This is a genomic window from Candidatus Devosia phytovorans (genome assembly GCA_029202405.1).
Classification (GTDB): Bacteria; Pseudomonadota; Alphaproteobacteria; order Rhizobiales; family Devosiaceae; genus Devosia; species Devosia phytovorans.
Genome location: CP119312.1, coordinates 3,661,284 through 3,685,912, shown reverse-complemented (window position 1 = coordinate 3,685,912; position 24,629 = coordinate 3,661,284). Strand labels below are relative to the sequence as shown.

Genomic DNA, 24,629 nt, shown 5'->3' with positions numbered 1-24,629 from the left:
CGAGTCGCAGCTCGACGCCTCAGTCATCCCCCATCTTCAGCGCCTTGATGAACGCCTCCTGGGGGATGTTGACGCTGCCGTACTGGCGCATCTTGGCCTTGCCCTTTTTCTGCTTGTCCAGGAGCTTTCGTTTACGCGTGGCGTCGCCGCCATAGCATTTGGCCGTCACGTCCTTGCGCATGGCGCGGACGGTTTCGCGGGCGATGATCTTGCCGCCGATGGCCGCCTGGATCGGGATGACGAAGAGATGCGGCGGGATCAGCTCCTTGAGCTTTTCGCACATCACGCGGCCGCGCGTTTCGGCGACGGTGCGGTGCACCAGCATGCTCAGAGCGTCGACGGGCTCGGCATTGACCAGGATGGTGAGCTTGACCAGATCGCCGGGGCGATGCGTGTCGAGATGATAGTCAAAGCTCGCATAGCCCTTGGAGATCGACTTCAGCCGGTCGTAGAAATCGAACACCACTTCGTTGAGCGGCAGGTCATATTCGACCATGGCGCGATTGCCGACATAGCTCAGGTTGTTCTGGATGCCGCGGCGATCCTGGCAGAGCTTGAGGATGGCGCCGAGATATTCGTCGGGGGTGAGGATCGTCGCCTTGATCCAGGGCTCGCGGATTTCCTCGATCTGCATCACGTCCGGCAGGTCGGCCGGATTGTGCAGCATCACGGTCTCGCCGTCGCGCATCTGCACCTCATAGACCACCGACGGGGCGGTGGCGATGAGGTCGAGATCAAACTCGCGGGAGAGGCGCTCCTGGATGATTTCAAGATGCAGCAGGCCCAGGAAGCCGCAGCGGAAGCCGAAGCCGAGAGCGGCGCTGGTTTCCATCTCGAAGGAGAAGCTGGCGTCGTTGAGGCGCAGCTTGCCCATGGCGGCGCGCAGCTCGTCGAAGTCACTGGCATCGACCGGGAACAGGCCACAGAACACCACGGGCTGCGCCGGACGGAAGTCGGGCAGGGGCGTGGCGGTCGGCTTCTTGTCGTCGGTGATCGTGTCGCCGACATTGGTATCGGCCACTTCCTTGATCGAGGCCGTGAAGACGCCGAGCTCGCCGGGGGTCAGTTCCTTGACTTCCACCAGCTTAGGCGTGTTGACGGCGACGCGATCCAGCTCATAGACGGCGCCCGAGGCCATCATGCGGATGCGCTGGCCCTTTTTCATCACGCCATCGATGACGCGGACGAGAACGACGACGCCGAGATACGTATCGTACCAGCTATCGACCAGCAGCGCCTTGAGCGGGGCGTTGATGTCGCCCTTGGGCGGCGGCAGGCGGGTGACGATGGCTTCGAGCACGCCCTCGATATTGAGGCCGGTCTTGGCCGAGATTTCCACGGCTTCGGAGGCGTCAATGCCGATGACATCCTCGATCTGCTGTTTCACACGCGGAATATCCGCCGCGGGCAGGTCGACCTTGTTGAGGACGGGGACGATCTCGTGATTGGCATCGAGCGCGTGATAGACATTGGCCAGCGTCTGCGCCTCGACGCCCTGGGAGGCATCGACGACCAGCAGCGAGCCCTCGACGGCCGCCATGGAGCGCGACACTTCATAGGCGAAGTCGACGTGGCCGGGCGTGTCGATCAGGTTGAGGATATAGGTCTCCCCATCCTGCGCCTTGTAGCTGAGGCGCACGGTCTGCGCCTTGATGGTGATGCCGCGTTCGCGCTCGATGTCCATGGAATCGAGCACCTGCTCCTTCATCTCGCGCTGTTCCAGCCCACCCGTGGTCTGGATCAGGCGATCGGCCAGCGTGGACTTGCCATGGTCGATATGGGCGACGATGGAGAAATTGCGGATATGGGAAAGCGGCGTTGTCATAGGGCGCTGATAGCAGAAGCGGTGGGGGCAAGAAAGATGGTTTCCGCCAAGTTAACCGCCCTCTTGCGGTGCTTTTTGGCGCCTGATGCGTTGAGGGCGCATGCACACGCTGTTCAAAGCCCTTGCCCTTACCCCGATCCTCCTGGTCCCGCCCGTGATGGCGCAGGATTTTCTGCAGGGATTGGAGAACCTTGTCGACGACCTGACCAGCCCGCCACCGCGCACCGCACCAAGGCCGACAGCGCCGGAAAGCGAAGCGCCAGAGGTTGCGCCAGTGCCAAGGCCACGGCCGCCCGATCGCCCGGTCGTCCCCGAGCCGACCCCGCCCGCGGTGGAGGAAGAGGAAGAGATGCCGCCCCCGCCTGCCGTGGAGGAGGAAGAGCCCGAGGTTGTTGCGGAACCCGAGCCTGAGCCCGTGGCGCCGCCCGAGCCCGCAGGCGCGCCTGCTCGTGTCTATCAGGTCGCCTGCCCGGCGGTGATCCAGGGTCTGGTGGAGGCGGAAATGGCGCCGCCGCTGAGCGATGGGATCTGTGGCGAACAATCGCCGCTGGTGGTGACGGCCGTGCTGAGCCGCGGCCGCATGGTGCCGCTGTCCAGTCCCGTGACGACAAACTGCCAGATGGCGTCAGCGCTGCCCGACTGGGTGGCGAGCGTGGATGGCTATGCCGAGGCCATGCTGGAAAGCCGGATCGCGTCGGTCGATACCGGCACCAGCTACATGTGCCGCGCCCGCAATGGCGGGGACGAAGGTTTTACCTCCGAACACGGCTTTGCCAATGCGGTGGATGTCACCGGCTTCACGCTGGAGAATGGCCAGACCATCGGCGTCGAGGCCGATTGGGACAAGGCCACGGCGCCCGAGGGGCGACTGCTGCGCCTCGCCCATGATGCCGCCTGCGGCAGTTTCATGACGACGCTGGGGCCGGAAGCCAATGCCGAGCATGAAGATCACCTCCATCTCGACCTTGGCTGTCATGGCGAGGCCTGCCAGGCCCGCATCTGCGAATAGGCAGGGGTCAAAGCCCCTGCCCATGCGGGATTACTGCGCAGGCGTTGCCGGCTCGGCGGGCGCTGCAGGGGCGGCGGGCGTTGCCGGCTCAGCCGGAGCAGCGGGCGTTGCCGGATCGGCGGGTGCTGCGCCAGGCGTCTGCGTGCCGGCAGCGATCTGCGACTTGTAGATGGCGGTCACCGCATCGACGCTGATGCGGTCGGTGCTGCCCTCGGCGCAGTCGGGCGTGGTCTTTTCGACATCGGCCTTGACCTGGGTATAGGCATTGCCGGCCGTGGCGGCATCCATGCTGAGCGAGGTTTCGAGGCGCGCCCGGTCGGCTTCCATGCCGGCCAGCACGTCGGGCTCGATCTCAAGCGCACAGATCTCGATCACCGCCTTCGTGGCGTAAAAGCCGGTCAGCATATTGGCCGAACGCGGCGTGCTGTCGACCGACGCGGCCGGATCAATGGTGATATCGCCAGCCGGCGGCGGCGGCGCATCGGCCGGCAGGGTCTCCTGGGCCATGGCGGTGCTGGACAGCAGGGCCACGGTGGCCAGGGCAGCGATTGTGCGGATCATCGGGGGCTCCTTGAAGCGCGTGTTTTTCTTCGGCCCCGTCGGCAAGCGGCGCGGGCTTTCGTCCCACAACGTTCAAAAGCCCGAATGTGTTCTCAGCGCGGCGCCATTCGTTGAGGTCGGACTGCAAACGACCTGAACGAATGAAATCAATCGCAGAGCGGATGATGCGACGGCAGGTCGGCCCAGTCGTGCAGGCTCATCTCGTCGGGGTGAATGCCCCCACGCTCGGCTGCAAACCAGGTCGCGACGAGGCGGCCGATCGTGGCAAGAATGCTAGACATTTTGTGACCTCCTTTCGGGTCGTTCGGATCGCCACTGCTATGCGCCTCACCCTGCTATCCCGCAATGGACAAGCTTTCTCGACCATTGTAGAAAATCTATATGGCTCCATCGTTTCCCATCCCGCTCAACGCCCTGCGCGCCATCGAGATTGTCGCCCGGCGCGGCGCCCTGGCACCTGCCGCCGAGGAGCTGGGCGTGACCATCGGCGCGGTCAGCCAGCACCTGCGTCGGGCCGAGGAACGGCTCGGCATGGAATTGTTCGAGCGCACCCCGGCCGGATTGCGGCCTTTGCCGGCGCTCAAGGCGGTAATGCCGCAACTGACCGGTGGCTTTGCTGCCCTGCAGGATGGACTGGCCGGTCTCAAGGGCAGCGACGAGGGCGTGCTCAACCTGACGGTGGGCAGCGTCTTTGCTTCGCGCTGGCTGATCTGGCGCATCCACAAATTCACCCTCGCCCACCCCGATATCGAAATCCGGCTCAACGTGACCGGCGCCATGCTCGACCTCAGTCGGCCCGATGTTGATTGTGGTATCCGTTATGGCATGGGCGACTGGCCCAACATCCACGCCGAACTGGTGGGCGGCGCCGCCTATCAGCCGGTCTGTTCGCCTCTCGTCGCCAAAAGGCTGCAGTCACCGGACGATCTGGCGCATGTGCCGGTAATCCAGGACGAAACCACCATGATGAGCTGGGACGCCTGGCGGGACGACGTCGGGCTCGATCCCGCCCTCAGGCTGGCGCCGGGGCCGACCTATACCGATGCCTCGCTGGCGGTGGATGCGGCCATTTCCGAACAGGGCGTGTTGATGGCATCCGACATGATGAGCGCCGATGCGGTCAGCGACGGCCGGCTGGTGCGTCCCTTCGAGCACCCGGTGGAGGGGCCGCAGGCCTATTTCCTGGTCACGGCAAAGGGTCGCCGCGAAACCCGAAAGCTGCGGGCATTTCGGGAGTGGCTGAAGATCGAAGTGCCCGACAGCGTGCGGGGCTATGTGCATCAGAACCGAGCCGTGTCTGTCGTTTGAGTCCACTGCTACTGAAACACTCGCGATATCATCCCCTTGAACCGGGACCCATCCCGAGATTTCTTCTGTGCCGCAGGGTGTTCGGGGTCTTCAGCACCACCTTGCGGTGGTTGTGCGATCTCGAGATAGGCCCCGGCTCAAGGCCGGGGTGACATCGAGGGTGGGGAGATGGGGTGCTCATCTCGACAGTTGACTCCCAGCCGTCCCATCTTTATTTAGCTAATCACGTAATTAGCAAATAGTGCAAATATAAGCGACCGCCTGACCACGACATTTTCCGCGCTGGCCGACCCGACGCGACGGGCCATCCTGGCGCGGCTGACGCAGGGGCCAGCGACGATCAACGAACTGGCCGAACCCTTTGCCATGTCGCTGCCCTCGGTGTCGCGCCACGTGAAGGTGCTGGAGGAGGCGGGGCTGGTCAGCAAGTCGCGTGACGCGCAATTCCGCACCTGCCGGCTCGAGAGTGCGCCCCTGGCTGCCGCCGATGACTTTCTCGCCGACTATCGCCGTTTCTTCGACGAGCGCTTCGACCGGCTCGATGCCCAGCTCAAGGCCATGGTCGAGGCCCGGAAAACCACAAAGCAGGAGGAATGAATGGCACCGACCTATGTCAATGAGCGCGGCATCAGCCTGACCCGCAATCTCGCCGCGCCGCCGGACCTCGTGTGGCAGGCCTGGACCGACCCGGATTACCTGGTCTGGTTCTTCAACCCCGGCATGACGCCGAGCCAGCCGACCACTGTCGACCTGCGCGTCGGCGGCGCCTGGCGGCAGCACATGGTGGTCAATGACGAGACGCAATATATGACCGGCGGCGTTTATCGCGAGATCGTGCCGAAGCAGAAGCTTGTCTTCGAATGGGGCGCCGCGGATGGCTGGCCGGAGTTGAACCCCGATCTGGCGCTCCTGGCCACCGTGCAATTGCGCCCCGAGGGCGAAGGCACGCGGATGGATTTTCGCCTGCAATTGCCGGATCAGATGAGCGATGAAGAGGCCGGAAAGTGGCTCGGCATGGGGATCGACCATGGCTGGGGCATGACCATCGACCGCCTGGTGGCGCAACTGGCCAAATGAGAAAGGCCCGGCCGGCAGAACCGGTCGAGCCTTAGAAGATATCAGATCACGACGGGCTCGATGAAGAGCGTCAGCGTGCCACCCTGGATGGTGGCGCCGATCACCTGGTCGAGCGGGATCTGCGCGTCATCCAGCACATCGGCAAGGGCCGGGTTGTCCTCGATGGCGGCATGGATACCGGCCACGCCAGGATCGACCAGGCTGCGCTGGCAGCCTTCGATGCGAACCAGTTCCAGGCTATCGGCGGAAGCGATGGTCGAGGGGCTGGCTTCAAGACCCTGGGCCAGCGCCAGGACACCGACGCTGCAATCGAGCACCGCAATGTCAAAGCTGGCGCCAACCGCAGTGGCCGGCAGGCCGTTGATCGCCCCGACGACCGTGTCGTCCACGCCGGGATTGATGACCGGAACCGTGCCGGTATCATCACCTCCATTGGAGCCATTGCCGCCGGTATTGCCAGTATCGGTGTTGCCGCCGTTATCGCCGCCACCGCCATTGTTGCCGCCGCCGGTGTTACCACCATTATCGGTGCCGCCGTCGTCGTCACCGCCGCCGGTGTTGCCACCACCGTTGTTGCCGCCCGTATTACCACCGCCGGTATCCCCACCGCCCGTGTTTCCACCGCCGGTACCATCGTCGTCGCCACCGTCGCCGGGAATGCTTTCGGTGCCCATGTCGCCGTCATCATCGCCAAGCAGCGCGATATTCACCTCGGCCAGGTCGCCAATGCCGAGATCGGCAATCGTGCCATCGTCACCAAGCAGTCGGATTTGCACCGCCGTCTGCAATTCGGGCGGCAGCAGGTCGAGATTGATCTCGGCCAGTTCCTCGTCCGACAGCAGGTCGATATCAAGATTTGCCAGTTCTTCCACGGTCAGATCGGCCAGGTTGCCATCATCGCCCAGCAGGCGGATTTCGACCGCCGTGCGCAGATCGTCGGGCAGCAGGTCGAGATTGATCTGGGCCAGCTGTTCGTCTGTCAGAAGGTCGATGTCGAGATCGGCTAGTCCACCAGCGCTGAGATCGGCAAGGTCCAGGCCGCTGCCTTCGCCATCATCGCCGAGCAGGCGGATTTCGACTGCCGTGCGCAGATCGTCGGGCAGCAGATCGAGATTGATCTGGGCCAGCTGTTCGTCGGTCAGCAGGTCGATGTCGAGATCGGCCAGTTCGCCAGCGCTGAGATCGGCCAGATCCACGCCCGTGCCCTCACCATCAAGGCTGAGCAGACGCAGTTCCACCGCAGCGCGCAGCTCTTCGGGCAGGAGATCGAGATTGATCGCGGCCAGTTCTTCATCGGAGAGCAGGTCGATATCGAGATTGGCGAGATCACCAACCGTCACATCGGCTAGATCGCCATTGTCGCCCAGAAGGGCCACGCGCACCGTGTCATCAAGCACGATGACTTCCGTTGCACCATTCTCGGCAACCTGAATCGCCAGCACATCGGAGAGGTCGATGCCCTCATTGCCCAAGATCGAGCCCAGCACATTGCTGTTGGTCAGCGCATCGAGCAATTCGCCACGGCCCTCGCCGCCGAGGTCGAGATGGGCCTCGAGATCGAGCAACTCGTCCTGACCGAGCAGGTCGGCCGCGCTGATGATGGAGACGCGACGGTCATCCACGGCCACATCGAGGTCGATATTGGCCAAGTTCGGGCTGTCGATCAGCCCGAGCAGGGCGTCATTACGCGCCCCGGCGCCGAGCCCACCGATCCGCACCCCGCCATTGAGCAGGCTGGTGCCGGAACCGGTCCCGGTGGTGCCGGCATTGGCATTGACGCTGGCGGTAGTCTGTCCGCCAGTGCCGCCGCCCAGGTTGATCACCGTGCCGCCATGCGGGCCCTGCTGGCCGCTGCCCAGATTGACATCGACCAGGCTTCCGCTGCTGTCGTGGTTGGCCGTGCCGATCCCCACATCGACCAGGTTGTCATCCGAGCCGCGATCGCCCGAGCTCAGGCCCGCATTGACGCCAATGCCGCCCTGGCTGCCGCCCACATTTGCACCGGCATCGACATTGAGGCCATCGTCGCCACCGACGCTTACCCCGGCATCGACGCCCAGGCCATCACCCGTGCCGACACCGACGTCGACATTGACGCCATTGTCCCCGCCCAGGCTCAGGCCGAGCCCCAGTCCCTGTGCCTGCGCAAGCTGGGGACCGGAGAGGAGGGCGGCGGTGAGAGCCGCTGCCGAAATATAGCTGTTGGTACGCATTGTTCCACTCCTTGGAATTCAGATGAGGAGCCAACGCTGCGCGTAAATTGCGGTGCCAACACAGAATTGGGCGCAGTTAACGCGCCTTTACGATTCCCATTTCAAGTAAATGCAAGATACGTAAGACTACGTAGCCCGCGTTTTGTTGATAGATCAGCGCAGCCAGCCACTTGGGCGGGGATGCAATTCCATCTGGCCGTCTTTGGTGGCTTCATCGATTGCCGCGATTTCTTCCGCACTCAGTTCGAGATTGTTGAGCACGCCCAGATTATCCTTGAGCTGGTCGAGATTGCGCACGCCGATCAGCGCCGAGGTCATTTCCGGCCGACGCAGCACCCAGCTCAGCGCCAGTTGCACCATGGATTGGCCGCGCGATCTGGCGATCTCGGCCAGTTTGTCGACTGCGGCCAGCACGCGCGGCTCGACATGGCTGGCGCGCAGCGTGCCATTGGGATTGCCGCCCCGGGTGCCTTCGGTCCCGCCGCTATTGTATTTGCCCGAGAGCACGCCCTGCGCCAGCGGCGAAAAGGCGATCATGCCGATGCCCAGCTCGCCACAGGCATCGATCGTGTGGTCATCCTCGATCCAGCGATTGATCATCGAATAGCTCGGCTGGTGGATGGTGGTGGCGACGCCCATCTCCTTGAGGATGCGATGGGCTTCGCGGGTTTCCTTTTCCGGATAGGAGGAAATCCCGACATAGAGCGCCTTGCCGCTGCGCACGGCATGAGCCAGCGCGCCCATGGTTTCCTCGAGCGGCGTCTCGGGGTCATAGCGGTGGGAATAGAAGATATCGACATAGTCGAGCCCCATGCGGGTCAGCGACTGGTCAAGCGAGGCCAGCAGATACTTGCGGCTGCCGAAATCGCCATAGGGACCGGGCCACATCGTATAGCCGGCCTTGGTGGAAATGATCAGCTCGTCGCGATAGGGGCGGAAATCGCGCTTCATCACCTGGCCGAACAGCTCTTCCGACGAACCGGCTGGCGGACCGTAGTTATTGGCGAGGTCGAAATGGGTCACGCCCTGATCGAAGGCATGGCCGAGGATTTCCATGGCCGACGGATAGTCGCGCGTGCCGCCGAAATTCTGCCAGAGCCCGAGGCTGATCACCGGCAGTTTGAGCCCCGACTTGCCCGAGCGGCGATATTGCATGTCGTCATAGCGTGCCGTATCGGCCCGATAGGTCATCTGTCTCTCCCAATGATTTCTCGATTTGGCCCATGGGGCCCAGGGTGGTATGAGCGAGCCGATGAACCAACGGCCACGCGATATGAACGCCAATCTGCCCCAGAGCCATCAACCATACAAGGTGATGGCCATCTATAAATTTGCCGACCTGCCCGATGCCGAGGCGATCCAGCCGCTGCTGGCAAAATTCTGCTGCGCACGCGACATCAAGGGCACGCTGATCCTGGCGCCCGAGGGCATCAATGGCACAGTCGCCGGCACGGTCGAGGCCATCGACGCACTGGCAGATTTTCTGTTTTCGGGCGACCTCTTCGCCGGCCGGCTCGAAGGCGCTGAAGTCAAATATTCGACCGCAACGGACATGCCCTTCCTGCGCATGAAGGTCCGCCTCAAGCCCGAGATCGTCACCCTCCGCGCCCCCGAGGCCAATCCCAGCAAGCTCGTCGGCACCTATGTCGAGGCGGAGCACTGGAACGGGCTGATCGAGCGCAATGATGTGGTGCTGCTCGATACGCGCAACGACTATGAAGTGGGCCTCGGCACCTTCCAGCGTGCCCTGGACCCGGCGACCAAGAGCTTCACCGAGTTCAAGGACTATGTCGCCCAAAACCTCGATCCCGCGCGCGACAGGAAGGTCGCCATGTTCTGCACCGGCGGTATCCGCTGCGAAAAGGCCTCGTCCTACCTGCTGAGCCAGGGTTTTGAAGAGGTCTTCCACCTGCGCGGCGGGATCTTGAAATATCTCGAAGTGGTGCCGCAGGAAGATAGCCGCTTTGCCGGCGAATGTTTCGTCTTCGACGATCGCGTCTCGGTCGGTCACGGGCTGGTTGAAGGCGACGCCACCCTTTGCCGCGCCTGCCGTCATCCGCTGACCGCCGACGACCGCGCGCACCAGGACTATGTCGAAGGCGTCTCCTGCCCGCATTGCGCCGGTGACGTGGCAAAACACCAGGCTGCCGCCGAACGACAAAAGCAGATGGACCTGGCGCGCAAGCAGGGCACTGCCCATATGGGCGACGCGGCGGCCAGCGTGGCAGCCGAACGCAAGGCCGCCAAGAAGGCATTGGCCGAAGCGTCGCGGGAGCGCAACAAGGCCGGTTGACCCGCTTTCCCATCACCCGCGCCAATGCTAGATCTGCGGAGCCGGACTATTCCCTCTCTTCCATAAGTCTTTCCAATGGATCTCGATCAGCTTCGCACCTTTGACCGCATTGTGAGGGAGCAGAGTTTCACCCGGGCCGCGGCGCATCTGCATATCACCCAGGCCACGGCCTCGATGCGCATCCGCGCCCTCGAAACCCTGCTCGGCGTGACGCTGTTCCAGCGCGGCCGCACCGTGACGCTGACCGACCAGGGCATGACCTTCTTGCCCTTTGCCCGCCGCATCATCGGCACGGCGCAGGAGGGACGCGAGGCGCTGCGCCGGGTCGAGCGCGGCCGCATCGCCATCGCCTCGCTGCGCAGCCTGGTCAGCCCGCTGATCACCGAGCCGCTGCTGCGCTTCCAGGAAAAATATCCGGGCGTCGACGTCGTGGTCAACGAGGGCCGCCAGAGCCATATCGCTGCCATGCTGCATGAGCGCGATGTGGAAATGGGAATCCTGTGCTGGCCCAATATCGATCCGCTGGTGGTCGATCTCGTGCCGCTGGTGGTGATGCGCGAACGCGTGCCGCTGGTCGTGGCGCCCGAGGTTGCGTCAAAGCTCTCCGCCCAGCCGAGCATCGAGGAAGTGCTGGCCCTGGTACCCCGCGTCATCTCGCTGCGCTGGTGGCAGGCCGAGCCTGAAACCGCGGCCGCTCTGGTGCGCCTCGCCAAGACCAGCGTCGAATTGCCCACCGGCCCGGCGCGCCGGCTGGCCATCAAGGGCGAGGGCCTGGGATTTTTCGTCCATTCCGCGGTGGCCGAGGACGTCGCGGCCGGCCGGCTGGTGGAAATCGCACCCATGGACTTCGAGCCATTGCATCGCGACACGGCCATGGTCGTGCGTACGACCGCGGCGCTTGAGCGCGACATGCTGGCCCATTTTGCCAGCGAAATTGCGCGCGAATGCGCAAAAGTGGGCGAAATCCTCGATAACCGGCTGGAAGCCCTGGCCGGCGCTGCCTAAGCTCCTCAATGGAGGACTTTCATGGCCGACTATGATTTCGTGATTGCCGGAGGTGGCTCTGCCGCATCCGTTGCAGCCATGCGCCTGGTGCGCGACTTCGGCTTTTCGGTGCTGCTGCTCGAGCGCGGCCCGGCCAAAACCAATCGCGTCATGGCCATGCCTGCCGGCTATATGAAATATCTGGCGCAGGACACGTTCCTCGAAATGCACAAGACCGTGCCGCAGCCCCAGCTCGGCGGCCGTGCGCCCATCGTGCCAGTGGGTCGGGCCCTCGGTGGCGGCAGCGCCGTCAACGCCATGGTCTATATGCGCGGCCAGGCCGAAGATTACGATGGCTGGGCCGCCGGCATGGGCAATAGCACCGACTGGTCCTACGAGGACATGCTGCCCCATTTCACCGGCATTGAAGCCAATGCCCGCTTCAACGACCGCTATCACGGCATCGGTGGCAAGCTGCGCATTTCCGATCCCGGCCACCTCTCCCCGACGACGGAGCATTTCCTCCAGGCGGCGCAGGGGCTCGGTCACGCCTATAACCCGGATTTCAACGGTGTCAGGCAGAATGGCGTCGGCATCATGCAGCACACCTATGGCCAATGGGGCCGCTACAAGGAGCGCTCCGACGCCAAGAAGGCTTTTCTTGATGACCTTTCGGATGACAGGCGCCTGACTATTGTCACCGGCGCCCAGGTCGATCGGATCATTGTCGAAAACGGCAAGGCTATCGGCGTCGCCTATCGCAAGGACGGCACGCGCCATGTCGCCCATGCCGGGCGCGAAGTGCTGGTGGCCGCCGGCACCTATAACAGCGCCAAGCTGATGCTGTTGAGCGGCATCGGCCCGGCCGCGCACCTGCGCGAGCATGGTCTCGACGTCGTTGCCGATATCGCCGGCGTCGGGCAGAATCTGCAGGATCACCACGAAGTCCCGGTCATCGCCACGACCAAGGCCCCATCTGGCTATTTCGGCCAGGACAAGGGGTGGAACATGCTCCGCAACGGGCTGCAATATCTGCTGTTCAACTCGGGCCCGGTGACCACCACGGGCATCGAATCCTGCCTGTTCTTTGATCCCGATGGCGGCGACCGGCCGACCATCCAGCTCTATTGCGCGCCCATCGTCTATCTCGACCGCGACGTCAGCGCCGCCAAACCCACCTGGGGCGTGACCTTCACCTCTTGCCTGCTGCGACCCAAGGCACGCGGCTCGGTCAAGCTCCGCTCGGCCAATCCTGACGATCAGCCCTTGGTCGATTGCAATTTCTTCGGGGAGCCTGACGATTTGCGCCTGACCATGAAGGCGCTCGAAACCGCACGAAAGCTGCTCGACACCGAGCCCTTCAAGTCCCGCATTGCTGACGAGCTGCTGCCCGGTGCTGCGGTGATGAGCGATCCGGCCAAGCTGGAAAGCTACTGTGGCCAGACGGTCAAGACCAACTACCACCCCGTCGGCACGCTGCGCATGGGGCTGGACAGCGATCCCACGGCCGTGGTCGGTCCCGATCTCAAGGTGCGCGGCGTGGATGGGTTGAGGGTGATCGACTGCTCGATCATGCCCCAGATCGTTTCAGGCAACACCAATGCCCCCGCCATGGCCATCGGCAGCAAGGCAGCCAGCTTGATCGGACAAAGCTACCAGTAAGGCGGGCGATAACCCCAAACTCGATGTCATCCCGGCCTTGAGCCGGGACCCATCTGGAGATTTCGGTTCTGCCGCAAGGTGTCAGAACGATCGACCTTGCGGCCGTGGATGGACCTCGGGATGGGCCCCGGCTCAAGGCCGGGGTGACACCGTGGGTGGGGCGCTTTTCGAGCTAGGCATTCCCGATCAAAATTCCTGCCGCAAAGACCAGTGAACCGCCCAGCACAACCTGCATCACGGCGCGCCAGAAGGGCGTTTGCATGTAGCGGTTCTGGATAAAGGCGATGGCCCAGAGTTCGATCAACACCACGACAATGGCAACCGTCGTGGCCAGGGCGAAGTCATGGATCAGATAGGGCAGGGCGTGGCCGAGGCCACCCACGGCGGTCATGATGCCGGCGGCGAGGCCGCGCTTGATGGGGGAGCCACGGCCGGTGAGCTTGCCATCGTCGGAGGCCGCTTCGGTAAAACCCATGGAAATGCCCGCGCCAATGGCGGCGGCAAGGCCGACCAGGAAGGTCTGGTGCGTATCGCCAGTGGCGAAGGCGGCGGCAAACACCGGGGCGAGGGTCGAGACCGAGCCATCCATCAGCCCGGCGAGACCCGGCTGGACATAGGTCAGGACGAACTGGCGATGCGATTCATGGGTCTCGCTGTCGCGGCCCTGGACGCCCAGCACCGAGGCGTCGATCCGGTCGGCGGCGTCGGCATGCCTGCGCTCCTGCATGGCCAGATCGCCGAGCAGTTTCCGAATTCCGGCGTCCGTCACCTGCTTGGCCGCTTCCATATAGAAGCGATAGGCGCCCTCTTCCATTTCCCAGACCTGCTGGCGCACGGTGTCGAGGCTCAGCGTCTTCATCAGCCAGATCGGCTTGCGATGGATGAAACCCTTCACATGTTCGCGGCGGATCGGCACCAGCCGCGTGCCGAAGCGGGCAACGTAAAGGTCGAGCAGGCGCCGACGGTGTTCGTCTTCCTCGGCCGCCATGCCTTCGAACAGCGCCGCCGACCCGGGATAGCCGTCAGAAAGACGCGTCGCAAACTCGGAATAGATGTGGCCGTCCTCCTCTTCCGCGGCGATGGCCAACGACAGGATCTCGCGTTCGGACAGGCTGGCAAAGGCGCGACGGTTGTCGGTGAGGAAGGAGAGCATGGCACACTCAGAATTAGAATGGTTCTAAACAATGCTTAGAACCATTCTAATCTACGTGCAAGTGGCCGGGTGTCAGACCAGCATGCTGCGCTGCGCGCAAACCGCTGCAAACGCGCCGCTGGCCATGGCGAAGGTCACGCTGGCCATGGGGTTCATCAGGTCGCCGGCAGCAAAAATTCCCGCCACCGAAGTCTGCCGCATGTCATCGACCTTGATCGTCGAACCGATGGCATTGTGGTCCATGACAATGTCCAGCGCCTCATGCAGGCTGGACGACGGACGATAGTTGGGATGGGCAAAGAGCACATCGACGGGCGTTTCCGCATCCTCTGTCTGTACGGCGCCGATCTTGCCGCTATCGTGAGCGATGCCGGACACTTTCCCGTCGACAATGCTGAAACCGCGCCGCGCGATGCTGGCGCGTTCGTCAGTGGGAATGTCATGCCCGTTGGCAAAGACGGTGATCTGGTCGGTCCAGTCGGCGAACAGCTGGGTGGCATGCAGGCTATGCGGACCGCCATAAAGCAGGCCCCAATGTTTCCCGGCCACTTCGAAACCGTCGCAATAGGGACAGGAGACGATGGACTTGCCCCAGCACTCGGCAAAGCCGGCAATGTCGGGCATCTGGTCGGTGACGCCATAGGCAAGCAGGATCCGCCGCCCCTTCAGCACCCGGCCATCGTCCAGCGTGACGGAAAAATCATCGGCCGCACCGCTGATCGTCTCGGCGCGCGCATTGATGGTCGTGAGCGTGGGATAGCGCGTCAACTGCTGGCGCGCATCGCCGAGGATGTCAGCCGGCGACTTGTGGTCGTGGCCAAGCACGCCATGCGAATGGCCGGCAAAGCGGTTGCGGTTGAGGCCGGTATCCAGAATGGTGACCTTGCGGCGGGCGCGCACCAGCTGCAATGCGCCGGCGAGACCGGCAAAGCTGCCGCCGATGATGATGACGTCATCCATGTGACTGTTCTCCATGGTGATGGGGATGAAGGGGATTTGGCGTCGCCTGGCGGGCGAGGTCGTCGAGCGAGACGCGCTCGAGCCGGGCCGCCAGCAGCGCCTCAGCATCGGCCAAAAACTCGCCCATGACGGAATTGACGGTACGGACGATGCCGCATTGGATGTCGCCCGGATCGCTTTCCGTGCGGATGAGGAGGCTCTCGCCCATGGCGGCATAGACGTGGCGCAGGGAAATCTCCCTGCCCGGGCGCAACAGGCGCCAGCCGCCGTCATGCCCCTTGGTCGAGGCAACAATGCCGGCCTCGCGCAATTCACCCAGGACGCGCCGCACCACGACCGGATTGGTCATCAGGCAGGTGGCGAGCGTGGCGGAGGTCATGGCCTCGTCCGGCTGCTTGTGCAGATGGACCAGGGCATGGAGCGCGAGCGAGAGGCGGCTGGAGCGTTTCATGTAACTATGATTGTTACATTAAGCCGGTCTGTCAACCCTGATCCGGCTTCGTCCTTTTCCTGACATGGTCGCGTGGCTATTGTCCAAGTCAGGAAAACGGGAGATTCCGCTGATGAAACCATGGCTTGCCGCGATCGCTTTCACCCTGGTCAGCGCCACTGGCGCCCATGCTTTCCAGCCGTCGGTCGATGCTGCCATCGGCAAATACAAGTCCGGCAAGCTGGTGGATTTCCGCGATGTCGGCACGCTGATGCGCGAGGCGGCGAAATGGTGCTACGCATATGAGGACCAGACCTGCGCCTGGACCGACGTCTATTTCGACGTCGATGAGGAGGGCGCGGTCTTCGAGATCAACAATGCCTGGGATGCCGAGCGCAATGTCGGCTTTACCGACATTGCGGTCTTCGAGGGAAACAGGATCTGCCAGAGCGGCTATGACTGGGTGCCGACCGTCTGGGCAGAGCGCCGCGACGATGACAGTGTGATCAGCGGCCGCGACCTGCACGACCTCAAGCAGGAAATCTACGCCAATCGCGTCGTGCCGCTGAACGAGGCCGACGACTGTTTCGACTATCTATACCTCGGCGCCGACACGGACAGCGAGACCATCACCCTACTGCAGCGCCAATATGTCGATGGCGTGCACGAGCCCACTTCCGATGTGGAAGTGAGCCTTTATTTCAACGCGGAAGACGCGGCCAGCCTCAGCCTGCGCTGGTAGCTAGATCCGACCATCCCGAAGCGATGTCGCCAGTGGCTCCGGGCGGGTCACCGGCGTCTTGATCTCGACGGTCCGGCCCTCGCGTGATGCCGTCTCGAACGCTTCCATCACCTCCAGCACATGCAGCGCCAGATCGCCATTGGCGCGGTGCGGGCGATTGTCGAGAATGCCCTGCGCCATGTCGGCCGCGCCCAGCGAGCGATAATTGCCGTCGGCATAGGGCTGGGTCACCGTCACCGGCGTCCAGGCCTCTTCGCGGCCGCGTTTCTTGAACTCAACATCGCCGCCAAACAGATTTGGATCGGGCACGATGAGGCTCGCCTCGGTGCCATAGAGCTCGAGCGGCACATGCCGGTGACCGGCTACGTCAAAGCTCATTGCCACCTGGACAATGGCGCCATTGGCAAAACCCAGCGAACCGGTGACATGGGTATCGACCTTGACCTCCATGATCTGGCCCTGCCTGGGCTCGGACAGCACAGGGCGCTGCAGCCGCAGGCGCGACGCCATGGCTGAAACCCGGTCGACCGGGCCGAGCAGGTTGACCAGATCGGTGATATAATAGGGCCCCATGTCGAGCACCGGCCCGCCGCCAATATCGTAATAAAAGGCCGGATCGGGATGCCAGGCCTCGTGACCCGGCACCTGCATGAAGGCGGTGCCGCCAATGATCGGGCCAAGCGCGCCGCTATCCACCACGGCCCGCGCCTGCTGATGCGCACCGCCAAGGAATGTATCGGGCGCCGAACCGATGCGCAGGCCCGCCGCGTTGGCGGCTTCGAGCAGCACCTTGCCCTCGGCAAAGGAAATGCCCAGCGGCTTTTCCGAATAGACATGCATGCCGGCCGCCAGCGCCTTGAGGCCAACCTCGACATGGGCGCGCGGGATGGTGAGGTTGATGACCAGCGCGATATCCGGGCTCGCCAGCATTTCATCGAGGCTCATGGACTGAAGCCCGAATTCATCCGCCCGCGCCGCAGCCGCCTCCGGCCGCATATCGGCCAGGCCCTTGATGTCGAGCACCGGAAAACCGGGCAGACCGTCCTTGCCGAGAATAGCCTTGAGATAGGCCGACGAAATATTGCCGGTGCCGATCAGGCCGACACCGAGGCGCTTGGACGTCATCGCGTAAAATCCTCCCTGACTTACGTAACTCAGCCTAGCGGGGAGTTTTCGTGAATTCTAGGGGTCAGCCCTCGATCGACGTGATGATATCGAGCAGCAGGCCATTGGGATCCGCGGCGATGAAATGGCGCTGGCCAAAGACTTCGCTGCGCAATGCCTGCACCACCGGCACGCCGTCGACCTGGAAGCGCGCATGTTCGGCATCGACATCGGCCACATAAAAGCTGAGGACCATGCCCTTGGTCAGCACCTGCCCCTGCGTGGGGATAGAGTCATGATCATAGCGGATCAGCGCGATTTCGAAGGGATGATCGGCCGTGGCGCGCAACTGCACATACCAGTCGCTCGAAAAGATCCGCGCCATGCCCAGATGCGTCTCGTAGAAGCGCGCGGTGCTCTCGACATCTTCGACCTGGATCAACGGATAAAGGCTTTCTGTGCGCATTCGACAAACTCCTTGCCATTGTGTGATAGAAGAATACAATCTGCCTGTATGTAAAATGAAGTAACATACAGACAGGATGTATGCAAGTGGATGTCAGGCGGACCCAGACTGAGCGCCGGGAGCAGACGCAGCGGGTTCTCATTGCTGCAGCACGCAAGCTCTTTGCGGAAAAGGGCTTCGCCGCCACCTCCACGCCGGAAATCGTCGCCGCCGCCGGTGTGACCCGTGGCGCGCTCTATCACCACTATGCCGACAAGACCGCGCTGTTCGCCGCCGTGCTCGAAGAGGAACACGCCCTGGTTGCCATGCGCATCAATGCCGCCGCTGGCCAGTACGACGAGCCGGGGCCGATCAAGGCGCTGCTCGCCGGCTGCGACGCTTTTCTCGATGCCATGCAGGACCCCGGCAGGCGCCAGATCATGCTGGTCGATGCGCCTGCCGTGCTGGGCCGAGCCGCGGTGGACGCCATCGACGCTCGCCACGGCAAGGACACGCTGATCTGCGGGCTGCGCGACGCCATGGAAGCGGGCGTCCTGCGCAAGCTGCCGGTCGAGGCGCTGGCCAGCCTGTTCAGCGCCCTGTTCGATCGTGCCGCCCTTGCCGCGCCGGACGAACTGGGCGACTATCGCAAATCCATCAAGGCGCTGATCCGCGGCCTCAAGGCATAGGCTCCAGCGCCTCCACGCGCTCCGACAGGTCCTGCACGGCCGCCATCAGGGCTGCCAGCAGGCCAACGCCCGCCAGCGGTACCCAGCCGGCGCTGTCGAACACATATTGCGTACGGTCGGCGCGACAGAAAACCTGCCAGCCCGGCGCGGGATCGAAAAAGCTCCACGCGCCCGATTGCCAGGCGGCGATCTCGTCCCCATGCCCGGCCCACAGACCCGTCGCGCCCATGGGCACGACATGGGCCTCCCCTTCGAGGGGCAGGCTGGGTGGTGAAACCATGGTACGGCTGGAAACGACCGGCTGCACCAGCGCATCCAGCGCCTGGATGGCCTCGTTGTGGGTGATGTGTTTCTGCGCCTGGCTCGGCATGATGAAGGGCAGGGCGAGGCGGCTGGTCTGATCCATGGCAAATCTCCTTTGCCATGGATTATGCGCCCGCCCCGCAGGGCGGGGAAAACTCCTAAGCCAGAGCCGCCTGCGGCCGGCGCACAGTGGTGATCAGAAAGGTCACGATGAAGGTCGCGCTCATCAGCAGCACAATGGTCGGGGCCGGGGCGCTGTCGATGAAAAAGCTGGCATAAATGCCGACCAGCGAACAGGTTACCGAGACCGTCGCGGCAATCAACATCATCGGCCCGAAGCGCTTGCTCCACAGATAGGCAATGGCACCCGGCGCGACGAGCAGGGCAATGACCAGCACGATGCCCACCGCGGTGAGTGCCGCGACGATGGTGAGGGACAGCAGTGCCAGCAGCCCGTAATGCAGCCAGCGCACCGGCAGGCCGATGGCGCCAGCCTGCTGCGGATCGAAGGTGAAGAGCAGCAGGTCCCGCCATTTGGCGAGCACGATCAGCGTGACGACGATGGCGATGATCCCGGTCTGGATCAGGTCACCCGTCGAGACGCCCAGAATGTCGCCGAAGAGGATATGGTCGAGATGCACGTCGGTCTGGATCGACGTGTAGAGCACGATGCCGAGGCCAAAAAGGCCCGCAAACACCACGCCCATCACCGTATCTTCCTTGATCCGGCTGTTTTCCTTGAGAAAGCCCACCGACAGCGCGCAGCCCATGCCCGCGGCAAAGGCGCCGATGCCAAGGGGAATACCCACGATATAGGCCAGCACCACCCCGGGCAGCACGGCATGGGAAATGGCGTCGCCCATCAGCGACCAGCCCTTGAGCACGAGGAAGCAGGACAGCAGCGCAGTCGGGATCGCCACCATGACGGCGATCAGCATGGCCTGCGTCATGAAGGGAAAGCTGAACGGCCAGAAGGCGTAGACGAAAAACTCGCTCATGACGCCATCTCCGCTTTGGCCTTGCGCCGCGCCGCCAGCATGCCGTGCTTGGGGGCGAAGATGAAGGCGGTGAGAAACACCAGCGTCTGCAGCACCACGATCACCCCACCGGTTGCCCCATCGAGGAAAAAGGAAATATAGGCGCCGAACAGCGACGACAGCGTGCCCACCGCAATGGCGATCAGGATCAGCCGCGGAAACCGGTCGGTGAGGAGATAGGCCGTGGCGCCCGGTGTCACCACCATGGCGATGACCAGAAACGCTCCCACGGTCTGCATAGCCGCAACGGTACAGGCGGCGAGCAGGGTGAAGAACACCACTCGCAGCAGCGGCGGATTGAGCCCGATCGAGCGGGCATGGCTTTCATCGAAGAAGGTGACCATCAGGTCCTTCCAGATGAAAAACATCACGCCCAGCGTCACCACAGCGATGATGACCAGTTGCAGCGTATCCTCCGGCGTCACCGCCAGGATATTGCCCATGATGATGGTCTGGATATTCACCGAGGTCGGGGACAGCGAGATCATGAAGAGCCCGAGGCCAAAGAAGGCGGTAAAGATCAGTCCGATCACCGCATCTTCCTTGAGCTTGGTGCGCTGGGTGAGAAACAGCATGGCCAGCGCCGCGAGCCCGCCGGAAAAGAAGGCGCCGATGGAGAACGGCAGACCCAGCATATAGGCCCCGGCAACGCCCGGAACGATCGAATGGCTCAGCGCATCGCCGATCAGTGACCAGCCTTTCAGCATCAGATAGGCCGAGAGGAACGCACAGACCCCGCCGACAAGGGCGGAAACCCACATGGCATTGATCATGTAGTGATAGTTGAAGGGCAGCAGCAGGTGCTCGATCATTCCTCAACCCTGTCCGACTGCTTGGTGGTCATCTTGCCCTTTTCGCCATACATGACCAGCGGCCGCTCATCGTCGGTCAGCACCGACAGATGCCGCGGATCGTCATCGTCATGGAGGCCCGATCCCGCCAAAACGAAATGGCGAAGCGCCCCGCCAAAGGTCTCTTCCAGCCATTCGCGGGTAAAGATTTCCTCGGTCGGCCCCGATGCCAGCACCGTCCCCTTGACCAGCACCGTGCGGTCGCAGAACTCGGGGACAGAGCCCAAGTTATGCGTGGATACCAGCATGACCTTACCCTCGTCGCGCAGGGCGCGCAGCAGGTCCACAATGGCATCCTCGGTCTTGACGTCGACGCCGGTAAAGGGCTCGTCGAGCAGGATCACCTGACCCTCCTGCGCCAGGGCCCGGGCGAGGAAGACGCGCTTCTTCTGGCCGCCGGAGAGTTCGCCGATCTGGCGATGGCGGAATTCCACCATGTTGACGCGTTCAAGCGCCGAGGTGACCATGTCATGGTCGGTCTTGCTCGGCCGGCGCAGCATGCCCATGTGGCCATACCGCCCCATCATCACCACGTCCTCGACCAGCACCGGAAAATTCCAGTCGACGTCCTCGCTCTGCGGCACATAGGCAACGAGATTGCGCTTCAGCGCCTGCCTTCCCGGCACGCCCAGAATATCCACCGAGCCGTCTGCCAGCGGCACGAAACCCATGATGGCCTTGAACAGCGTCGACTTGCCCGAACCGTTCACCCCCACCAGCGCCGTGATCGAGCCGCGCGGAATGGAAAAGCTGGCATGCTTGATGGCCGTGGTGCCATTGCGGTAGGCGACGGTAATGTCGCTGACCTCGAGGCCCGGCGCCACCATGGCTTGCGTCATGTCATTCATTGGGTAAGGCCTTGGACAATGGTGTTGGAGGTGACCGACAGCAAGTCAAGGTAAGTCGGCACCGGACCATCCTCTTCCGAGAGGCTATCCACATAGAGCACGCCGCCATATTTGATGCCGGTCTCGCGCGCCACCTGTTCGGCCGGGCGGCTGGAAATGGTCGATTCCGAAAAAATCGCCGGCACGGCATTGGCCCGCACTTCATCGATCACATGGCGCACCTGCTGCGGCGTGCCCTGCTGGTCGGCATTGATCGGCCAGAGATAGAGCTCCTTCAGCCCATAATCGCGGGCCAGATAGGAAAACGCCCCCTCCGAACTCGCCAGCCAGCGGCGCTCTTCGGGAATGGCGGCCAGCGCCGCGCGGATCGGCTCGACCGTGGCATTGATCTTAGCCACATAGGTCGCTGCATTGGCGTCATAAGTCGCCGCATTGGCCGGATCGGCAGCGGCAAGCGCCGCGCGGATATTCTCGACATAGATCAGCGCGTCATCTGCCGACATCCAGGCATGCGGATTGGGCTTGCCCTGATACGGCCCCTCGCCAATGCCCATCGGCTCGATGCCATCAGTCACGATACTCGACGGAATATCGCCCAGGTTCGACAGAAACTGCTCGAACCATTGCTCCAGATTGAGCCCGTTCCACAGGATCAGATCCGCATCCTGCGCCGCAATCAGGTCGCCCGGCGTCGGCTGGTAATTGTGAATTTCTGCGCCCGGCTTGGTGATCGACACCACGTCCGCAGCGTCACCGGCGACATTGCGTGCCATGTCGGCAATGATGGTGAAGGTCGTAACCACCTTGAGGCGGTCCTGGGCCATGGCAGGGAGGGTGGTGGCAAGGGCGGAAGTCAGCAACAGGGCGGAAAACAGGCGACGACGCATTACGCACTCCAGGTCAATACGCGACGGAAGCTAATGCAATTGCAAATCATTCGCAAGTTGGTTTGTTGACCCGCCCTGGGAATTTGGCGATAGCGGAGGCGAAAGGCGGCGCATATGCAATCGACCATCTCCCTGGGCCTCTTGGGTCCCCGCGACCGCATCGCTGCCGCACTGAGTGCTGGCGCGCTTCTGTCGACACTCCTGCTCTGGCCTTTTCTTGGCAATGGCGCTGCCTATGTCGGTCTCGCCTTGTCCATCCCCACGATTGCCGTCGGCTGGCACACACCAGACTGGCAAAAGCTGCTGAAGTCTCCCGCGCTCTGGGCGTTATGGGGTGGTTTCGTGCTGCTGGCCGTCGCCTTCCTGCTCCAGCCCGGCTGGCCCAGCATTTCCTCCCTCGTGAGCTTTTCGGTGTTTGCGCTGGCGCCAGTCCTTATGCTCGCCATAGCCCCCCTGTCTCGAAGCGTCACGTTGCAGCAATTCGCACTGGTCTGCATCGTCGGGGCGGGCTTTGCTGCCGCGGTCGGCCTTTATGGCATGTCGCAGGGAGAGATGCGGGTGACGGCACCGAGCCTTAGTCCGATCCATTTTGCTGCTCTGGCAGTGACGCTGGGCTTCATGGGATTGGGCGTGACCCTGATGAGCGCCTCCCCCTGGCGCTGGCTGGCGCTTGCCGGTCCGCTGCTGGGCTTTGTCGCCTCGGTCGCCTCCGGCACCCGAGCAGCCCTGGTCGTTGGTTGCGCACTCGCGCTGCTCTATGGCCTGTTCTGGATGCAGCGCCGCGCCATGCCGCTCTGGCAAAAGCTGCTCACGCCCATCGTCCTGGCGGCATCTGTGCTGTTGATCTTCTATCTGGCAAGCCTAGCCGGTTTCACCCGCCCCTTCGATGCCCTGCGCGCAACCTGGGGCAGCCTTACCGGCGATCTGGGGGGCGACGTCTCGACCGCCTATCGCCTCGAAATGTATAGCGCTGGCTGGCAGGCTTTCGTCCACTCGCCATGGATCGGCCATGGCTGGCGTGATCAGCTGACCGCGTCCATGCCTTTTCTGTCCGAACTGGGTCGGGCAGGCTATGCGGCCGAAGGCTGGGCCTATATCCACAATGATGCCCTGAGCTTTGCCGTCGCCGCAGGCATCATGGGCTTTGCCGCCTATTGCCTGTTCATGGCGGCGCCATTCCTGGCACAGCGCAGCCATGGCGGCGAAGGCAAGTGGAGCCTGCGCGCCTATCTGGCCGGAACCTTCGTCCTCGGACTGTTTGTCGGCGGCGCCACGGACGTCCTGTTCATGGTGGAGATTCCGAAATTCGCCCTGGTTGTTGTGACTGCGGTTCTGCTGTTCCTGCCCGCTGATCCCGGACGAAGCGATGTCTGACCAGCTCCATATTGCCCTCTGTTTTGACGACGGCTTCTGGGCGCCCGCCTATGCGGTGATGCGCTCGATCTGCCTGTCGACGAAACGCCGGCGCGATCTGGTCTTCCATCTGATCCATCTGCCGCTGGCGGCCGAATACAAGAGCGATCTCGATCAGATCGCGTCCGAATACGGCGCCACATTGCGCTACTACCCACTGGCCGAAATCCCCGCCTTCGAGACCTTCGTCACCGGCATGCCGGCCTCCGCGCAATGGCCCAAAATCGTCTATGCCAGGCTGATGCTGGGCAGCCTGCTGCCAGCCAACGTCAGCAAGGTCGTTTATCTCGATTGCGACATGATGGTGCGCAAGCCCATCGAACAGCTCATCGCCATGGAGCTGGGTGGCCATCCCCTGGGCGCGGTGGCAGATTCGCTGTCGCCATGGGTGATGCTGCGCAAGGACATGCGCCAGAATGCCGATATTTTTGATCCGGCCGACGTCAATTTCAATTCCGGCATGCTGGTCATCGACCTCGATCAATGGCGTCAGATGGACTTCGCACGCGAGATCGCAACGTTGGCCCAGACCGGCGTCCTGCCCAGGCTCTACTACGACCAGGGCGTGCTGAACGTGATCTTCCGTGATCGCTGGCAGGCGCTGCCCTGGCGCTGGAATGTCATCGACACCCACTTTGCCCATGAGGCACTCGACCCTGCCATTCTGCATTTCACCGGCAAGACCAAGCCCTGGGCGATCCTGGCGGGCATGCTGCGCAGCACGGCCTATGCGCGCACCTATCGCCACGTCATGACCAATGACCTCTTCTACCGCTTTGCCCGGCATCGCTGGCAGCGCTGGTGGAAGGAAAAGCTCGGCCTGCGCTGACCGCGT

The 24,629-nt window shown here is 63.1% G+C and carries 26 protein-coding genes; 11 read left to right on the top strand and 15 right to left on the bottom strand.

What is annotated here, in order from left to right; genetic code table 11:
* Positions 1-19 precede the first annotated feature (19 nt).
* Entirely contained in the window at positions 20-1,825 is a 1,806-nt protein-coding gene (gene lepA, locus P0Y65_17990; protein WEK04053.1) for a translation elongation factor 4, read from the bottom strand.
* A gap of 100 nt (positions 1,826-1,925) precedes the next feature.
* Here lepA and P0Y65_17985 point away from each other — a divergent pair, with 100 nt between their 5' ends.
* On the top strand, positions 1,926-2,834 hold the full coding sequence (locus P0Y65_17985) for an extensin family protein (protein WEK04052.1): 909 nt from the start codon (positions 1,926-1,928) through the stop codon (positions 2,832-2,834).
* Positions 2,835-2,864: 30 nt separating this feature from the next.
* Here P0Y65_17985 and P0Y65_17980 read toward each other — a convergent pair whose 3' ends face one another.
* Positions 2,865-3,395, bottom strand: a complete 531-nt coding sequence (locus P0Y65_17980; GenBank protein ID WEK04051.1) for a hypothetical protein — start codon at positions 3,393-3,395, stop codon at positions 2,865-2,867.
* A gap of 146 nt (positions 3,396-3,541) precedes the next feature.
* Positions 3,542-3,676 (bottom strand): hypothetical protein, encoded by a 135-nt coding sequence (locus tag P0Y65_17975; protein ID WEK04050.1) that lies wholly within the window; start codon positions 3,674-3,676, stop codon positions 3,542-3,544.
* Positions 3,677-3,776: 100 nt separating this feature from the next.
* Here P0Y65_17975 and P0Y65_17970 point away from each other — a divergent pair, with 100 nt between their 5' ends.
* From P0Y65_17970 to P0Y65_17960, 3 genes are all read left to right on the top strand, one after another.
* Entirely contained in the window at positions 3,777-4,703 is a 927-nt protein-coding gene (locus tag P0Y65_17970; GenBank protein WEK04049.1) for a LysR substrate-binding domain-containing protein, read from the top strand.
* A 249-nt stretch (positions 4,704-4,952) separates the two neighbouring features.
* On the top strand, positions 4,953-5,300 hold the full coding sequence (locus tag P0Y65_17965) for a metalloregulator ArsR/SmtB family transcription factor (protein ID WEK06834.1): 348 nt from the start codon (positions 4,953-4,955) through the stop codon (positions 5,298-5,300).
* On the top strand, positions 5,301-5,780 hold the full coding sequence (locus P0Y65_17960; protein WEK04048.1) for an SRPBCC domain-containing protein: 480 nt from the start codon (positions 5,301-5,303) through the stop codon (positions 5,778-5,780).
* Between the two features lie 41 nt (positions 5,781-5,821).
* Here the strand turns inward: P0Y65_17960 and P0Y65_17955 are convergent, their stop codons facing one another.
* Both P0Y65_17955 and P0Y65_17950 read right to left on the bottom strand, forming a co-directional pair.
* A complete protein-coding gene (locus P0Y65_17955) occupies positions 5,822-7,993 on the bottom strand; it encodes a hypothetical protein (GenBank protein ID WEK04047.1) in 2,172 nt (723 codons plus the stop codon).
* 153 nt (positions 7,994-8,146) lie between these two features.
* Entirely contained in the window at positions 8,147-9,184 is a 1,038-nt protein-coding gene (locus P0Y65_17950; protein WEK04046.1) for an aldo/keto reductase, read from the bottom strand.
* A 61-nt stretch (positions 9,185-9,245) separates the two neighbouring features.
* On the opposite strand from P0Y65_17950, the gene P0Y65_17945 reads away from it, so the two are divergent.
* The 3 genes from P0Y65_17945 (at position 9,246) to P0Y65_17935 (ending at position 12,932) form a co-directional block, all read left to right on the top strand.
* The gene (locus tag P0Y65_17945; GenBank protein ID WEK04045.1) at positions 9,246-10,286 is read left to right on the top strand and encodes a rhodanese-related sulfurtransferase; all 1,041 of its coding nucleotides are present in this window, start codon (positions 9,246-9,248) and stop codon (positions 10,284-10,286) included.
* 75 nt (positions 10,287-10,361) lie between these two features.
* A complete protein-coding gene (locus P0Y65_17940) occupies positions 10,362-11,291 on the top strand; it encodes a LysR family transcriptional regulator (protein ID WEK04044.1) in 930 nt (309 codons plus the stop codon).
* Positions 11,292-11,312: 21 nt separating this feature from the next.
* On the top strand, positions 11,313-12,932 hold the full coding sequence (locus P0Y65_17935) for a GMC family oxidoreductase N-terminal domain-containing protein (protein ID WEK04043.1): 1,620 nt from the start codon (positions 11,313-11,315) through the stop codon (positions 12,930-12,932).
* Between the two features lie 172 nt (positions 12,933-13,104).
* Here P0Y65_17935 and P0Y65_17930 read toward each other — a convergent pair whose 3' ends face one another.
* From P0Y65_17930 to P0Y65_17920, 3 genes are all read right to left on the bottom strand, one after another.
* Positions 13,105-14,085 (bottom strand): ferritin family protein, encoded by a 981-nt coding sequence (locus P0Y65_17930; protein WEK04042.1) that lies wholly within the window; start codon positions 14,083-14,085, stop codon positions 13,105-13,107.
* 72 nt (positions 14,086-14,157) lie between these two features.
* Positions 14,158-15,045, bottom strand: a complete 888-nt coding sequence (locus P0Y65_17925) for an NAD(P)/FAD-dependent oxidoreductase (protein WEK04041.1) — start codon at positions 15,043-15,045, stop codon at positions 14,158-14,160.
* Positions 15,038-15,496, bottom strand: coding sequence for an Rrf2 family transcriptional regulator (locus P0Y65_17920; protein ID WEK04040.1), 459 nt, complete (start codon positions 15,494-15,496; stop codon positions 15,038-15,040). Before P0Y65_17920 ends, P0Y65_17925 begins: the two co-directional genes overlap by 8 nt.
* Positions 15,497-15,608: 112 nt before the next feature.
* Here P0Y65_17920 and P0Y65_17915 point away from each other — a divergent pair, with 112 nt between their 5' ends.
* Complete coding sequence (locus tag P0Y65_17915) at positions 15,609-16,217, top strand: hypothetical protein (protein WEK04039.1); 609 nt, start codon at positions 15,609-15,611, stop codon at positions 16,215-16,217.
* On the opposite strand, the gene P0Y65_17910 is transcribed toward P0Y65_17915, so the two are convergent.
* Positions 16,218-17,342, bottom strand: coding sequence for a Gfo/Idh/MocA family oxidoreductase (locus tag P0Y65_17910; GenBank protein ID WEK04038.1), 1,125 nt, complete (start codon positions 17,340-17,342; stop codon positions 16,218-16,220).
* A 64-nt stretch (positions 17,343-17,406) separates the two neighbouring features.
* Positions 17,407-17,787 carry a VOC family protein gene (locus P0Y65_17905; protein ID WEK04037.1) on the bottom strand — a complete coding sequence of 127 codons (381 nt, stop codon included), beginning with the start codon at positions 17,785-17,787 and terminating at the stop codon, positions 17,407-17,409.
* A gap of 80 nt (positions 17,788-17,867) precedes the next feature.
* On the opposite strand from P0Y65_17905, the gene P0Y65_17900 reads away from it, so the two are divergent.
* Positions 17,868-18,455, top strand: coding sequence for a helix-turn-helix domain containing protein (locus P0Y65_17900; GenBank protein ID WEK04036.1), 588 nt, complete (start codon positions 17,868-17,870; stop codon positions 18,453-18,455).
* Here the strand turns inward: P0Y65_17900 and P0Y65_17895 are convergent.
* The 5 genes from P0Y65_17895 to P0Y65_17875 are packed head-to-tail and all read right to left on the bottom strand — an operon-like array spanning position 18,445 to position 22,318.
* Entirely contained in the window at positions 18,445-18,861 is a 417-nt protein-coding gene (locus P0Y65_17895; protein ID WEK04035.1) for a DUF2793 domain-containing protein, read from the bottom strand. The two genes, P0Y65_17900 and P0Y65_17895, sit on opposite strands and share 11 nt — an antisense overlap.
* Positions 18,862-18,916: 55 nt before the next feature.
* Positions 18,917-19,756: a metal ABC transporter permease gene (locus tag P0Y65_17890; GenBank protein WEK04034.1), complete on the bottom strand. Its 840-nt coding sequence runs from the start codon at positions 19,754-19,756 to the stop codon at positions 18,917-18,919.
* Complete coding sequence (locus P0Y65_17885; protein ID WEK04033.1) at positions 19,753-20,607, bottom strand: metal ABC transporter permease; 855 nt, start codon at positions 20,605-20,607, stop codon at positions 19,753-19,755. The genes P0Y65_17890 and P0Y65_17885 overlap by 4 nt, the downstream gene beginning before the upstream one ends.
* On the bottom strand, positions 20,604-21,494 hold the full coding sequence (locus P0Y65_17880) for a manganese/iron ABC transporter ATP-binding protein (protein WEK04032.1): 891 nt from the start codon (positions 21,492-21,494) through the stop codon (positions 20,604-20,606). The genes P0Y65_17885 and P0Y65_17880 overlap by 4 nt, the downstream gene beginning before the upstream one ends.
* Entirely contained in the window at positions 21,491-22,318 is an 828-nt protein-coding gene (locus P0Y65_17875) for a metal ABC transporter substrate-binding protein (protein ID WEK06833.1), read from the bottom strand. Before P0Y65_17875 ends, P0Y65_17880 begins: the two co-directional genes overlap by 4 nt.
* A 177-nt stretch (positions 22,319-22,495) precedes the next feature.
* Between P0Y65_17875 and P0Y65_17870 the strand changes: the two genes are divergently transcribed.
* On the top strand, positions 22,496-23,755 hold the full coding sequence (locus P0Y65_17870) for an O-antigen ligase family protein (protein WEK04031.1): 1,260 nt from the start codon (positions 22,496-22,498) through the stop codon (positions 23,753-23,755).
* Entirely contained in the window at positions 23,748-24,623 is an 876-nt protein-coding gene (locus P0Y65_17865; protein ID WEK04030.1) for a glycosyltransferase family 8 protein, read from the top strand. Before P0Y65_17870 ends, P0Y65_17865 begins: the two co-directional genes overlap by 8 nt.
* Positions 24,624-24,629: the final 6 nt, after the last annotated feature.